The organism is Vreelandella gomseomensis (assembly GCF_031451645.1).
Classification (GTDB): Bacteria; Pseudomonadota; Gammaproteobacteria; order Pseudomonadales; family Halomonadaceae; genus Vreelandella; species Vreelandella gomseomensis.
Genome location: NZ_JARWAI010000009.1, coordinates 74,210 through 87,423, shown reverse-complemented (window position 1 = coordinate 87,423; position 13,214 = coordinate 74,210). Strand labels below are relative to the sequence as shown.

The window sequence follows — 13,214 nt, the reverse complement described above, 5'->3', positions numbered from 1 at the left end:
GGTTAGCGGCAGGTAATAACGGCCGGAACACAGTCCGGCCGACCCGCTTATTGTTGTACGTTGATGTTGTATTCTGCCCCGGCATCCAGCAACCAGCGGTAGCAGTAATCGGCAAAGCTGCGCCGGATCACCAGCTCCCAACGGTCTTCGCTGGGACGGCGAATAATGGTGGTCGCCTTGGCGAAGACCGTCGTGACCCCCTTGCCCACCGGGAAGTGGCTGGGATGGACGTCGTAGATCACCGTTTTCATCAGCAGCTCGCGGGCCGCCTCACCGGAAAGTTCGACCAGAGTCTGGCCGCCGCTGACGTCGCTGATCGCGAAGTGAGCGCTGCCCAGGTGCTCGCGCAGCTTGGTCTCCAGCGGAAACTCCTCGCCGCCGGGCACGATCACCAGCCATTCGTCCGGGGAAAGCCACTGAATGGAGCGCTCGCCGCTTGCGTCCTGCACCAGCGTCTGGGGCTGGCCGGGCAGGTTGAGGCCCAGCACGTCGCGCACCGCCTCATCGAGCACGATGGCGCCGCCACGCAGGATCAAATGCCCCTGCATTGCCCGCTCGCGCAGCTGGAGCCGGCTTGCGCCGCCGGCCCGTGGAGCGCCGCTGTTCCGATAGCTGTAGGCCAGCGGAGATTCTACCGGGATAGCGGTATCGGTACGGGTATCGAAGGTGGCCGCGTTAGACATTCTGGCGCTCTCCCTTGGGATCGTAGAAAATGGTACTGACGATTTCGGCCTCGAAGGTCTGGCCGTCCGCCATGGGCAGGTAGACCGTCTCGCCCAGTTTCTGATGGCCACCCTTGACCACCGCCAGCGCAAACCCAGAGTCCAGGATCGGACTGTAGTAGCTGGAGGTCACGTGCCCCACCATGGGCATGGGAATGGCGTGCTTGGGATCGAGGACGATCTGGGCCCCCTCTTCAAGGACTACCTTGGGATCCTTGGGCTTGAGGCCCACCAACTGCTTGCGATTCTCGCGCTTGGTGTCGGAACGCGTCAGGGCGCGCTTGCCGATCCATGAGTAGGGCTTGTCGTAGCCGACACACCAGTGCATCCCCAAATCTTCCGGGGTGACCGAGCCGTCGGTTTCCTGACCCACGATGATGAAGCCCTTTTCAGCGCGCAGGACGTGCATGGTCTCGGTGCCGTAGGGCGTCAGGTCGTACTTCTCGCCGTGCTTGAACAGGGTCTGCCACACGTGCATCGCGTAGTTGGCCTGGACGTTGATCTCGAAGGTCAGCTCGCCGGTAAAGGAAATGCGAAAGACCCGTGCAGGCACCCCCGCCACTTTCCCGGAACGCCAGTCCATGAACTTGAAGCTGTCGCGATCCAGGTCGATATCCGTGATCTCGCCAAGCAGCTTGCGCGCGTCGGGTCCGGTGACCGTCATGGTCGCCCAGTGGTCGGTCACCGAGGAAAAATACACGTCCAGTTCCGGCCATTCGGTCTGATGCCACAACTCCAGCCACTCGAGGATCGCCGCAGCGCCGCCGGTGGTAGTGGTCATCAAGAAGTGGTTGTCGGCGAGACAGCTGGTTACACCGTCATCGGTGACCATGCCGTCGTCCTTGCACATCAGGCCGTAACGACACCGGCCAACCGCCAGTTTTTCCCACTTGTTGGTATAGACCCGCGCCAGGAACTCACGCGCATCAGGCCCCTGGATATCGATCTTGCCAAGCGTCGAGGCATCGAGGATACCGACTTTCTCGCGCACCGCCAGGCACTCGCGGGCCACCGCTTCGTGCATGGTTTCGGTCTTGCCGCTCACCTTCTGCGGGTAGTACCAGGGGCGCTTCCACTGGCCGACGTCCTCGAACTCGGCGCCGCGCTCCACGTGCCACTGGTGCAGCGCGGTGTAGCGCTCAGGGTCGAACAGGTCACGGCAGTGGCGACCAACGATGGCGCCGAAGGTGATCGGGGTGTAGTTAGGGCGGAACACCGTGGTGCCCACCTCGGGAATCGAGCGATTCAGACAACGAGCGGCAATCGCCATGCCGTTGATGTTGCCAAGCTTGCCCTGATCCGTACCAAAGCCCATCGCGGTGTAGCGCTTGATGTGCTCGATGGACTCGAAGCCTTCCCGGGTCGCAAGCTCGATGCCCGCGGCGGTGACGTCGTTCTGCAGGTCGACGAACTGCTTGGGGCCGCGCAGCGTGGGCTTCTCGTGGGGCACCTGGAAAAGGGCTACCGCAGGCCCTTGCTGAAGGTGCTCAGCGCTCGGCAGGCTGACCGTCTGGGCGGCATGCCCCATGGCGGCGGCCGCCTTGATGCCCGCTTCGACGCCTTCGGCAAGCACGTCAGCCAGCGCGTAGCAGCCGTTGGCACCGCCACACGCCTGCACGCCCTTCACCAGCCCCGGTACGAAGCCGAGAATATCGTCGCGCCAGGTTGGCCGCGCACCGGTGTGGGACGCCAGGTGGATCACCGGGCTGTAACCGCCGGAGCTGGCAATGGTGTCGCAGGCCAGTTCCTGAACCGGACCGCTGACATTGAACGCGTCAATATCGATCTTGGCGACCCGTGCGCCGGTCACCCGATTGCTGCCCTTCGCTTCGATAACGGCACTGCCGGCAATGATCTTGATACCCTGGGCGCGGGCGGCATCGACCCAGTCGCCCGTCGGCGCCTCGCGGGCGTCCACGATAGCGACGACCTCACAGCCGGCCTCTTTCCAGTCCAGGGCAGCGCGGTAGCCATAGTCGTTGCTGGTGGAGAGCACCAGCTTACGGCCCGGCGCTACGCCGTAGCGGCGAATATAGGTCGACACGGCGCCGGCCAGCAGGTTGCCCGGCACATCATTGCCCGCGTAAACCAGCGGCCGCTCGTGGGCGCCCGTGGACAGGATCACCTGGCCGGCACGCACCCGGTGCAGGCGCGCGCGTACCTGACGGTGGCCGTTTTCCACCGGCGCCGTATCGCCCAGGTGCTCGGTGCGCCGCTCATGCAGGGTGACGAAATTGTGATCGTGGTAGCCGTTGGCCGTGGTACGCGGCAGCAGCGTGACGTTGTCGTAGCCGGCCAACTCGTCCAGCACCCGGGCCACCCACTGATCCGCCGGCTTGCCTTCCAGGGTTTCGCGGCTGGCCAGCAGCGAGCCGCCCATTTCTTCCTGCTCGTCGGCCACCATCACCCGGGCGCCGCTGCGCGCGGCGGCCAGCGCCGCCGCCAGGCCTGCAGCGCCTGCGCCGACGACCAGCACGTCGCAGTGCTGATTGAAGTGATCGTAGCTGTCCGGATCGGTTTCCATGGGGCTGCGACCCAGCCCCGCCGCCTTGCGGATGTACTTCTCGTAGGTCAGCCACATCGAGGCCGGCGCCATGAAGGTCTTGTAGTAAAAGCCCGGCGGCATGAACTGCCCGCCCAGCTTGCCGACCAAGCCCATCAGGTCGCGCTGGACGTTCGGCCAGCCGTTGGTGCTGCTGGCGGCCAGGCCGTCATACAGCGCCTGCTGGGTGGCGCGTACGTTGGGCACCTGGCCAGCTTCACTGCTGCCCAGCTGTACGATGGCATTGGGTTCTTCGGCACCGGCGGCGACGATGCCGCGGGGGCGCGAGTATTTAAAGCTGCGGTTGACGATATCCACGCCGTTGGCCAGCAGCGCCGAGGCCAGGGTGTCCCCCGGATGCCCTTGGTAACGCTCGCCGTTGAAGGTGAAGCTCAACGTGCGGGAGCGGTCGATACGGCCGCCCGTGTTAAGGCGGTACACTTGTTGCTTGGACTGGCTCATGCCCGCACTCCTTCTTTGTGGCTTACCGCGGCGGCCTCGCGAGGCTGGTTCTGGCTGTCGGCGGTAATCGACGGCTGCTCGCCCATTTTGTAGGTCTCGAGAATCTCGTAGCTCACGGTGTGACGCGTCATGTTGAAAAACTTGCGGCAACCCACCGCGTGCACCCACATCTCATGGTGCACGCCACGGGGGTTATCGCGGAAAAACAGGTAGTCGCCCCATTCCTCGTCACTGCACGCCTCGGGCTCCTTGGGTCGCTCGAGATGCGCCTGGCCCTTGGGGTGAAATTCCTCTTCCTCACGGTGTTCGCCGCAGTAGGGGCAATAGATATAAAACATGCGGATACTCCTTAGTGGGCCACGCCGGCAGCGCCGTGCTCGTCGATCAGCGCACCGCTGTGGAAGCGGAACATGGAGAACGGCTCGGCGATGGGGTGCATTTCCCCCTTGGCCAGGCTGGCGGCAAACACGTGCCCCGATCCCGGCGTCGCCTTGAAGCCGCCGGTGCCCCAACCGCAGTTGAAGTACAGACCTTTCACCGGTGTCTTGGAGATGATCGGACAGGCATCCGGGCAGGTGTCGACGATACCGCCCCACTGGCGGTTCATGCGCACCCGCGAGAAGATCGGGAACATCTCGACGATCGCCTGGAGCGTGTGCTCCACGGTGGGGTAGCTACCGCGCTGGCCATAGCCGTTGTAGCCGTCGATGCCTGCGCCGATGACCAGGTCGCCCTTGTCGGACTGACTGATATAGCCATGCACCTGGTTGGACATCACCACCGTATCGAGTACCGGCTTGATCGGTTCGGACACCAGCGCCTGCAGCGGGTGGGATTCCACCGGCAGATTGAAGCCTCCCATCTTGGCGAGCACGCTTGAGTTGCCGGCGGTCACGCAGCCCACGGTCTTGGCCTCAATATCGCCACGGTTGGTGTGTACGCCGTAGATCTGGCCGTCACGAATCTTGAAGCCAGTGACTTCGGTCTGCTGCAGAATGTCCACGCCGTGGGCATCGGCGCCGCGGGCATAGCCCCAGGCCACCGCATCGTGGCGCGCCACGCCGGCACGTGGCTGCCAGGAGGCGCCCATCACCGGGTAGCGAGCGTTCTTGGAACAGTCCATGATCGGCACCAGCGACTGAACACCCTGGGCATCCAGCACTTCGCCGTCGATACCGTTCAGGCGGTTGGCGTTGACGCGGCGCTGAATATCGCGCATGTCCTGCAGGGTATGCCCCAGGTTGAGCACCCCCCGCTGGGAGAACATGACGTTGTAGTTCAGGTCCTGGGAAAGCCCTTCCCACAGCTTCATGGCGTGTTCGTAAAGCGCGGCCGATTCGTCCCACAGATAGTTGGAACGTACGATGGTGGTATTACGGGCGGTGTTGCCGCCGCCCAGCCAGCCTTTCTCGATCACCGCCACGTTCTTGACGCCGAACTCCTTGGCAAGATAGTAGGCCGTGGCCAGGCCATGGCCACCACCGCCGACGATGATCACATCGTACTGCTTCTTCGGCGTGGGATTACGCCACTGGCGCTCCCAATTCTCGTGGTGGCTCAGCGCGTGCTTGACCAGGCCGAAGCCGGAATAGCGTTGCATAGATGTCTCCTCAGTTCAGCCGCGCCGGGCCCTGCCGGCAAGCCAATTCAAGCAATGGATTCGACGGTTTCAGCGACGGCGGCGCCGTAGACCGGATGGCGGGCACACACCTCGGACACCTTGGCGCGCACCTCGGCTTCAATGGCATCGGTATCGTGCCCGATTGCCAGCTCGTCCAGGATGTCGCAGATCCACCCAGCCAGCTCGCCACACTCCTCGGCATCAAAGCCGCGCGTGGTCACCGCCGGGGTGCCGAGACGCAGACCGGAGGTCACGAAGGGGCTCTGGGGATCGTTGGGCACCGTGTTCTTGTTGACGGTGATATGCGCACGCCCCAGGGCCGCATCCGCATTTTTACCCGTGACGCCCTGGCGAATCAGCGAGACCAGGAAGAGGTGGTCGTCGGTACCGCCGGATACCACGTCGTAGCCACGCTCCATGAACACCGTGGCCATGGCCTGGGCGTTGTCGATCACCTGCTGCTGGTAGCGCACGAACTCCTGGTTCATGGCCTCCTTGAAGGCCACCGCCTTGGCGGCGATGACATGCATCAGCGGGCCGCCCTGCTGGCCCGGGAAGACCGCGCCGTTCAACTTCTTGTACAGCGCTTCGTCGCCATCGGCGGAGAGGATCAGACCACCCCGCGGACCACGCAGCGTCTTGTGGGTGGTGGTCGTCACCACATGGGCATAGGGAAGCGGGCTTGGATAGAGACCAGCAGCCACCAGACCGGCAATGTGCGCCATATCGACCAGCAGGTAAGCCCCCACCTCGTCGGCGATGGTGCGGAAACGCCGCCAGTCCACCACGCGCGAATAGGCCGAGAACCCGGCAATGATCATCTTCGGCTGATGCTCGCGCGCCAGGCGCTCCATTTCTTTGTAGTCGATCTCGCCGGTTTCCGGCTTGAGGCCGTACTGCACGGCGTTGTAGTGCTTGCCCGAGAAGTTGGGCGCGGCACCGTGGGTCAAGTGCCCGCCGTGGGCGAGGCTCATGCCCAGCACTGTGTCGCCGGGCGAGACCAGCGCCATGAACACCGCCGCATTGGCCTGGGCGCCGGAATGCGGCTGCACGTTGGCGTAATTGGCGCTGAACAGGTCACAGGCGCGCTCGATAGCCAGGGCTTCGACCTTGTCAACGAACTCGCACCCGCCGTAATAACGGCGACCAGGGTAACCTTCCGCATACTTGTTGGTCAGCTGGGTGCCCTGTGCTTCCATGACAAGCTTGCTGGTATAGTTTTCGGAGGCGATCAACTCGATATGCGCTTCCTGGCGATCCGTTTCTTCAGCGATTGCCTCGGCGAGCAAGCTGTCGTAATGGGCCAGGCGAGCATTGGGGGAAAAATTATCTTGAAGCATTAGCGCCTCCTGATGAGTCACTTTTTGTTAAGTGCTGAATATACTCTTGATGCTGATGAACCCCGGTCGCGATCAACCCAAGTCCCTATCAACGCGTTATTACCGCGATACTATCGTTGGTGTCCGGCCCCAAGATGCTTGCCGACGTCACCACTCGATGCATTTGCGACATCGGCAAGATTTAGCCAGCGGCATGGCAAAGAGCGCTCCAGAAGCCGCCGCTCAGGCACCGCCAGCAGCGCGGACACACCCGGCATTCCGGCGGATGCCGCACCGCCCGAAAAGCAAAGCGCCCTAGACGGACAGTAGCCGTTTAGGGCGCTTGAACCTGGCTCGCCATATCCCTGCAGGGCTAGAAATCCACCACCAGATTGCCCTTAGGCCGACTGCAGCACGACAGAATGTAGCCTTCTTCGATATCTTCTTCCGTGATGCCGCCGTTATGCTCCATCTCCACTTCACCGGACTTGAGGGCTACCCGGCACGTGCCGCAAATCCCCATACCGCAGGCCTTGGGAATATGCAGGCCAAGCTTCGCTGCCGCCGAGTGAACCGTCTCTTCGGGCTGGATGCGGACACTTTTGCCCGTGGACGCAAACTCGATGCTGTGCAGGTCGCGGGTATCGACGTTTTCGGCTTCGACCTCGGCCTGTTCGGCCAACTCGCGCACATCCTCGCGCACCTCGACCGGCGTGGCGCCAAACGACTCTTCATGGTAGTGATCCATGTCGAAGTTGTTGCTGCGCAGAATATTCTTGATGGCGTTCATGTAAGGGGTCGGGCCGCAGCAGAAGATCTCCCGCTCCATGAAGTCCGGCACCATCAGCTCGAACAGCGGCTGGGTGAGGTAGCCCCGGTAGCCGGCCCAGGCTTCGCCGATATCTTCCTTGCTCTCGCAGATGATATGCAGCTTGAACTCGGGGATGCGCGAGAACATATGCACCAGCTCGCGGTGATAAATCACATCCCGGGGCGCACGGGCGCTGTGAATGAACTCGACGTCGACCGCAGCGTTGGTATCGAAAAGCCAGCGCGTCATGGACATCAAGGGCGTAATGCCCACGCCGCCCGAGAGGAACAGCACTTTCTCGGCGGGGTAATCGATGGAGTTGAAGTTACCCACCGGCCCGTGCACGACCAGTTCGTCACCCACCTTCAGGTTGGCGTGCAGCCAGTTGGAGACCTTGCCGCCCGGCACCTGCTTGACGGTAATGGAAAAGCTGTAGGGAATCGAAGGCGAGCTGGAAATCGTGTAGGAGCGCATGATCGGCTGGTTATCGATCTCAAGCTCCAGGGTCACGAACTGACCGGGCTTGAAGAAGAACAGCACGGGCTGCTCGGCCATGAAGCAGAATGTGCGCACATCCTGGGTTTCCTGGATGATCTTGACGCACCGCACCTGGTGGCGGCCGTTGGTCCAGGTTTGGGTCGTGACCGGGTTGAAGAAATTAGTTGTCATTGTCGCCTCTGCCTGAACAGCCTTCATCACCATGCATCACCGAACCGTCTCTGCGATACGGTCGGCACCTTTGAGCTGCATTTTGGGGACGCGCCTGCCGACCGACTTGCCTCACAGCGACTCGCACTTACCTCGTGCCCCTCTTTATCGTTTAGAAACCTCTGTTTTAGTCGCCACGACGCCACCTGATGTCGCGGGTAGATAACTGGCAGGGAGGCACCTGCAACACAATCGGTTCCTGTCGTCGGGCCACATTTGCATCAAGCGCCAGGTTACGGAACAGAACAACAAGATACGCAATCTTGACTATCGGCCGATTCGCAGCCCTTTGAGGGGGGAGCGGAGGTTTACGAGGATACTGGTAATGGAAAAAAGTGTTTCTAATCGGATGGACGACCCACTCGCTGCGGCGCGTGAGTCCACGGCTCAGATGCTGCAGGAAAGAGCGCGTACCTTTTCGCTTCCGCAGCCGTTTTACAATGATGCCCGTCTGTTCGCGCTTGATATGCAGGAGGTCTTCGAGAAAGAGTGGCTGTTTGCCGGCATGACGTGCGAAATCCCGGCCAAGGGCAATTTCATGACATTGGATATCGGTGACAATCCCATTGTCATCGTGCGTGGCAATGAAGGCGCCATCCATGCGTTTCACAATGTCTGCCGCCACCGCGGGTCGCGTCTTTGCGTCAAAGATAAAGGCAAGGTGGCAAAGCTCGTCTGCCCCTACCACCAGTGGACCTACGAACTTGATGGTCGATTGCTGTTTGCCGGCAGCGACATGGGCACTGACTTCGACCTCAAGCAGTTTGGCCTCAAGCCGGTCAACGTGCGTACCGCCGGCGGCTTCATCTTTATCAACCTGAGCGATGAACCGCCCGCGATTGACGACTTTCTGACAACGCTCGAGCATTACCTCGAGCCTTACCAGATGGACAACGTCAAGGTCGCCACCGAGTCCAGTATCGTCGAGCAGGCCAACTGGAAGCTGGTCATCGAAAACAACCGCGAGTGCTATCACTGCAACGGCGCCCACCCCGAGCTGCTGAACTCGCTGCAGGAATTCGATGACACTGACGACCCGCGCGCCACGCCCGCCTACAAGGCGCTGGTGGCCCGCAAGCAGGCGGACTGGGATGAGGAGCAGGTGCCCTACCAGCTGACGCGGCATGGTCAGCAGAACCGTCTGACCCGCACGCCGCTGCTGGATGGCATCGTATCCATGACCATGGACGGCCAGCCCGGTTGCAAGAAGCTGATGGGCCGCCTGAAAAGCCCCGACATGGGCTCCCTGCGCATCCTGCACCTGCCCAACTCATGGAACCATTTCATGGGCGACCACGCCGTCGTGTTCCGCGTGTTGCCGCTTGGCCCGCAGCAAACCCTGGTGACCACCAAATGGCTGGTGCGCAAGGACGCCGAAGAGGGTGTCGACTACGACCCCGAAGAGCTTCGCCGCGTATGGGATGCCACCAACGACCAGGATCGCCAACTGGCCGAGGAGAACCAGCGCGGTATCAACTCCAAGGCTTACCAGCCCGGCCCCTACTCCGAGACCTACGAGTTTGGCGTTATTGACTTTGTCGACTGGTACGCCAAGCGCATGCTCGAGAATCTGCAGCATGACGCCCCCTCGCTGAAGCTGGCTCAAGGCTAGCCAGGTACTGCGATCAACCACGCGCTAGATAGACAGGGGAGGCTTGGCCTCCCCTTTTTTTGTTTTTGCTTACCCCGGGGTGACGCCCCGAAGCCGCTCGCCGCGACGGCGTAACAGCTCCAGAGTGGTGAGCAGCAGCATCGACAGCAGCACCAGTAGCGTGGCCACCGCAAGGATCGTCGGGCTGATCTGCTCGCGAATGCCCGACCACATCTGGATCGGCATGGTGCGCTGCTCAGGCCCTGCAATGAACAGCACCACCACTACCTCGTCGAAGGACGTAATGAAGGCGAACAGCGCCCCCGACACCACCCCTGGCGTGACCAGCGGCAGCACCACCTTGAAGAAGGTCCGCGTGGGATTGGCGCCGAGGCTATGCGCGGCGCGGATCAGCGTGGTGTCGAAGCTCGATAGCGTGGCCGTCACGGTGATGACCACGAAGGGAATGCCCAGCGCCGTGTGGGCCAGGATCACGCCTACGTAGGTCTGGGCGAGATTGACCTTGGAAAAGAAGAAGAACATCGCCGCCGCGGAAATGATCAACGGCACGATCATCGGCGAAATCAACAGCGCCATGATCGCGCCACGCGCCGGCATGTGCCGACTCGTCAGCCCCAGCGCCGCCACCGTCCCCAGCACCGTGGCCAGCAACGTCGATGCGATACCGATAATGAAGCTGTTCTTGATGGCATTGAGCCACTCGCTCGAGGTAAAGAAATCCTGATACCAGCGCAACGAATAACCGGCCGGGTCGAAGGTCAGCATTTCCTTGCTGAAGGTAAAGTAGGGCTCCGCATTGAAGGACAGCGGTATGATCACCAGTAGCGGCCCGATCAGGAACAGAAAGACCAGGCCGCAGATAACCAGAAAGACATAGTGCCAGATGCGCTCGCCACGGGTGGCGTAGGAAGGAATGGCCATGATTTACCCCAGCTTGACCTTGTCGACGCCGATCAGACGATTGAACACCAGGTAACAGATAATCACCACGAACAGCAGGATGGAGGCAATCGCGGCCGCCAGTCCCCAATTGAGCGATGTCTGCATATGGTAGGCGATGTAATTGGTGATGAAGCGCCCCGACTGCCCGCCCACCAACGCTGGCGTGATGTAGTAACCGATCGACAGGATGAACACCAGAATACCGCCGGCGGCAATACCCGGAATCGTCAGCGGTAAATAGACCCGGCGGAAGCTCAGAAACGGCTTGCCCCCCAACGAGCGGGCGGCCCGCATGTAGCTGGGCGGGATGGTCTTCATCACCGAGTAGAGCGGCAGAATCATGAACGGCAGCAAGATATGCGTCATGGCAATGATCGTGCCCGTCTTGTTGTGAATCATCTGCCAGCGCGCCTCATCGGCGACCACGCCGAGGGCCACCATGACGTCATTGAGCACGCCCTGGGACTGCAGGATGGCGATCCAGGTGGTGGTGCGCACCAGCAGCGAGGTCCAGAACGGCAGCAGTACCAGAATCATCAGCAGGTTGGAGTGACGCATCGGCAGATTCGCCAGCAGGAAGGCCACCGGAAAACCGAGCACCAGCGTCAGCCCCGTGATGACCGCGCTCATCCACAGCGTTCGCCAAAACAGCGTGGCGTGGATTTGCATGTACTCCGGAACCTTGACGATCTCACCGTCCGGACTCAACTGGCGATCAACCGCTGCCAGATAATACGACATCGTGTATGGAGACGCCTCGCGCTGGATCAGCTTCCAGGTATCGAGCTCTCCCCAGGTATCGTTGACCTCGATGAGCGACTCGCGGTAGGGGGGTTCCAGAGTACCGACACGGCGCGCCGTGCGGCTGATGGTCGATCGCATGCCCGACTTTTCGTAGTTCAGTCGGCTGGACAGAAGCCCCAGATTGCGTTCCTGCTGGCCTTCGCGGAGATCCTCGGCCAAAGCGGCAAAGGCAGCTTCATCGGGTAACGACTCACCGTTCCAGCCTTCCAGGGCGGAAACGGTGCGGGATAAATGGGTAGACACTTCCGGGTTATCGACACTGCGCCAGAGCATTTCGACCAAGGGCATCAGAAAGGCGATGAACAGGAATGTCAGGAGCGGCGCCACCAGCAACAGCGCCTTGATTTTCGAGCGTCGCACGGCACGACGCAGACTGACCTTGAGCGGCACACCATCGGCCGTTGTCAGAGGAGCTGCAGGCGGTTCGGACACGTGGGTATCTCCGTCAGGCGAAAGAAGCGATCAGCAACGATCGGCTATCGGCAGGCCGCCGCCCGATGATCACCGGGCGGCGGCAGCGCCTTACTGGGACAGCCAGGCGTTGAAGCGCTGGGTCAGCTCATCGTTGTAGTCGGCCCAGAACAGGTCGTCTTTTTGCAGCGCCGTTGCGAAGTTCGGGCCGTAGGTCGGCATGTGCGGCGTCATCTCGATGCCGGTGTCGGCATGGGTGGAGACCAGTTCAGAGGAAGACTTGCGCGCCGGGCCATAGGAGATGTACTGGGCCTGATCGGCGAGGCGCTGGGTATCGGTGGCGAAATGGAGGTAATCACTCACCTTGTCGAGCTTGCCGGTGGGTACCACCCAGCCATCCAGCTCGAACACCTGCGCATCCCAGATGATTTCGAAGGGCTGGTCTTCCGTCACCATGGCATTGAAGATACGGCCATTGTAGGCAGAGGCAAAGGCGACTTCCTGATCGGCCAGCAGCTGAGGCGGCTGGGCGCCCTCTTCCCACCAGATGACTTCATCCTTGATGGTATCCAGCTTGGCGAAGGCACGCTGCACGCCTTCTTCGGTCTCGAGCATGGCGTAGACGTCATCACGATCGACGCCGTCGGCGATCAAGGCCCATTCCATGTTGTTGATCGGTTTGCGCAGCAGCGCCCGCTTGCCGGGATAGTTTTCCAGGTCGAAGACATCTTCGATGGTGCTGGGCTGGTCGTCCTCGGGGAACATCTCGCTGTTGAAGGCGACGATATTGGAATAGACGATGGAAGCCACGAAACAGTCACCCAAGGCACCGTCGACGAAGTCCTCGCTGGGCGGCGTGCCATCCGGCGCGTCGGCCAGAAGTTCATCGTGGTCGAGCCGCTCGATAAGCCCTTCGGCACAGGCGATCATGGCATCGGCGGGGAGCATGTCGACCAGATCCCAGGTCACGTTGCCGGCTTGTGACTGCGCGCGCAGTCCGGCCAGGGCATTACCGCTGCGGTCGATATTGACGATCTCGTCGCCGGTCTTCTCCATCCACGGCTTATCGTAGGCCTCGTGCTGGCTCATGCTATAGGCACCGCCCCAGGACACAATGTTCAGCGTCTGCTGGGCATGGGCGCTGACCGCCACGGCCAGTGCCGAGACCCCCAGGGCAGCGACACCGGTCTTGACAATGCGATTGTTGATGCTGGTTTTCATGATTATTCTCCGTTAATTGTTGCCATCGCCGCCGACACC

General features: G+C 61.6%; 10 protein-coding genes. 1 reads left to right on the top strand and 9 read right to left on the bottom strand.

Features of this window, described 5'->3' with window-relative positions:
• Positions 1-47: 47 nt before the first annotated feature.
• The 6 genes from QC815_RS12755 to QC815_RS12730 all read right to left on the bottom strand — a co-directional run bounded on the left by QC815_RS12755 (position 48) and on the right by QC815_RS12730 (position 8,146).
• Complete coding sequence (locus tag QC815_RS12755) at positions 48-683, bottom strand: sarcosine oxidase subunit gamma (RefSeq protein WP_230445745.1); 636 nt, start codon at positions 681-683, stop codon at positions 48-50.
• Positions 676-3,726 (bottom strand): sarcosine oxidase subunit alpha family protein, encoded by a 3,051-nt coding sequence (locus QC815_RS12750; RefSeq protein WP_310540107.1) that lies wholly within the window; start codon positions 3,724-3,726, stop codon positions 676-678. The genes QC815_RS12755 and QC815_RS12750 overlap by 8 nt, the downstream gene beginning before the upstream one ends.
• Entirely contained in the window at positions 3,723-4,064 is a 342-nt protein-coding gene (locus tag QC815_RS12745) for a sarcosine oxidase subunit delta (protein WP_230445743.1), read from the bottom strand. The genes QC815_RS12750 and QC815_RS12745 overlap by 4 nt, the downstream gene beginning before the upstream one ends.
• An 11-nt stretch (positions 4,065-4,075) precedes the next feature.
• Positions 4,076-5,326: a sarcosine oxidase subunit beta family protein gene (locus QC815_RS12740; protein WP_230445742.1), complete on the bottom strand. Its 1,251-nt coding sequence runs from the start codon at positions 5,324-5,326 to the stop codon at positions 4,076-4,078.
• Between the two features lie 47 nt (positions 5,327-5,373).
• Positions 5,374-6,687 carry a serine hydroxymethyltransferase gene (gene glyA, locus QC815_RS12735; protein WP_310540104.1) on the bottom strand — a complete coding sequence of 438 codons (1,314 nt, stop codon included), beginning with the start codon at positions 6,685-6,687 and terminating at the stop codon, positions 5,374-5,376.
• 352 nt (positions 6,688-7,039) lie between these two features.
• Positions 7,040-8,146 carry an FAD-binding oxidoreductase gene (locus QC815_RS12730; RefSeq protein ID WP_230445740.1) on the bottom strand — a complete coding sequence of 369 codons (1,107 nt, stop codon included), beginning with the start codon at positions 8,144-8,146 and terminating at the stop codon, positions 7,040-7,042.
• A 364-nt stretch (positions 8,147-8,510) separates the two neighbouring features.
• Between QC815_RS12730 and QC815_RS12725 the strand changes: the two genes are divergently transcribed.
• The gene (locus QC815_RS12725) at positions 8,511-9,797 is read left to right on the top strand and encodes an aromatic ring-hydroxylating oxygenase subunit alpha (protein WP_310540102.1); all 1,287 of its coding nucleotides are present in this window, start codon (positions 8,511-8,513) and stop codon (positions 9,795-9,797) included.
• A 69-nt stretch (positions 9,798-9,866) separates the two neighbouring features.
• Here QC815_RS12725 and QC815_RS12720 read toward each other — a convergent pair whose 3' ends face one another.
• From QC815_RS12720 to QC815_RS12710, 3 genes are all read right to left on the bottom strand, one after another.
• On the bottom strand, positions 9,867-10,718 hold the full coding sequence (locus QC815_RS12720; protein WP_230445738.1) for an ABC transporter permease: 852 nt from the start codon (positions 10,716-10,718) through the stop codon (positions 9,867-9,869).
• 3 nt (positions 10,719-10,721) lie between these two features.
• The gene (locus tag QC815_RS12715) at positions 10,722-11,975 is read right to left on the bottom strand and encodes an ABC transporter permease (protein ID WP_230445737.1); all 1,254 of its coding nucleotides are present in this window, start codon (positions 11,973-11,975) and stop codon (positions 10,722-10,724) included.
• A gap of 90 nt (positions 11,976-12,065) precedes the next feature.
• Positions 12,066-13,175 (bottom strand): extracellular solute-binding protein, encoded by a 1,110-nt coding sequence (locus QC815_RS12710; protein ID WP_310540099.1) that lies wholly within the window; start codon positions 13,173-13,175, stop codon positions 12,066-12,068.
• Positions 13,176-13,214: the final 39 nt, after the last annotated feature.

What these genes read in the sequence shown, in the direction of transcription:
- QC815_RS12720 (WP_230445738.1), bottom strand. Translation starts at nt 10,718, where the DNA reads ATGGCCATTCCTTCCTACGCCACCCGTGGCGAGCGCATCTGGCACTAT.
- QC815_RS12755 (WP_230445745.1), bottom strand. Translation starts at nt 683, where the DNA reads ATGTCTAACGCGGCCACCTTCGATACCCGTACCGATACCGCTATCCCG.
- QC815_RS12730 (WP_230445740.1), bottom strand. Translation starts at nt 8,146, where the DNA reads ATGACAACTAATTTCTTCAACCCGGTCACGACCCAAACCTGGACCAAC.
- glyA (WP_310540104.1), bottom strand. Translation starts at nt 6,687, where the DNA reads ATGCTTCAAGATAATTTTTCCCCCAATGCTCGCCTGGCCCATTACGAC.
- QC815_RS12725 (WP_310540102.1), top strand. Translation starts at nt 8,511, where the DNA reads ATGGAAAAAAGTGTTTCTAATCGGATGGACGACCCACTCGCTGCGGCG.
- QC815_RS12740 (WP_230445742.1), bottom strand. Translation starts at nt 5,326, where the DNA reads ATGCAACGCTATTCCGGCTTCGGCCTGGTCAAGCACGCGCTGAGCCAC.
- QC815_RS12750 (WP_310540107.1), bottom strand. Translation starts at nt 3,726, where the DNA reads ATGAGCCAGTCCAAGCAACAAGTGTACCGCCTTAACACGGGCGGCCGT.
- QC815_RS12710 (WP_310540099.1), bottom strand. Translation starts at nt 13,175, where the DNA reads ATGAAAACCAGCATCAACAATCGCATTGTCAAGACCGGTGTCGCTGCC.
- QC815_RS12745 (WP_230445743.1), bottom strand. Translation starts at nt 4,064, where the DNA reads ATGTTTTATATCTATTGCCCCTACTGCGGCGAACACCGTGAGGAAGAG.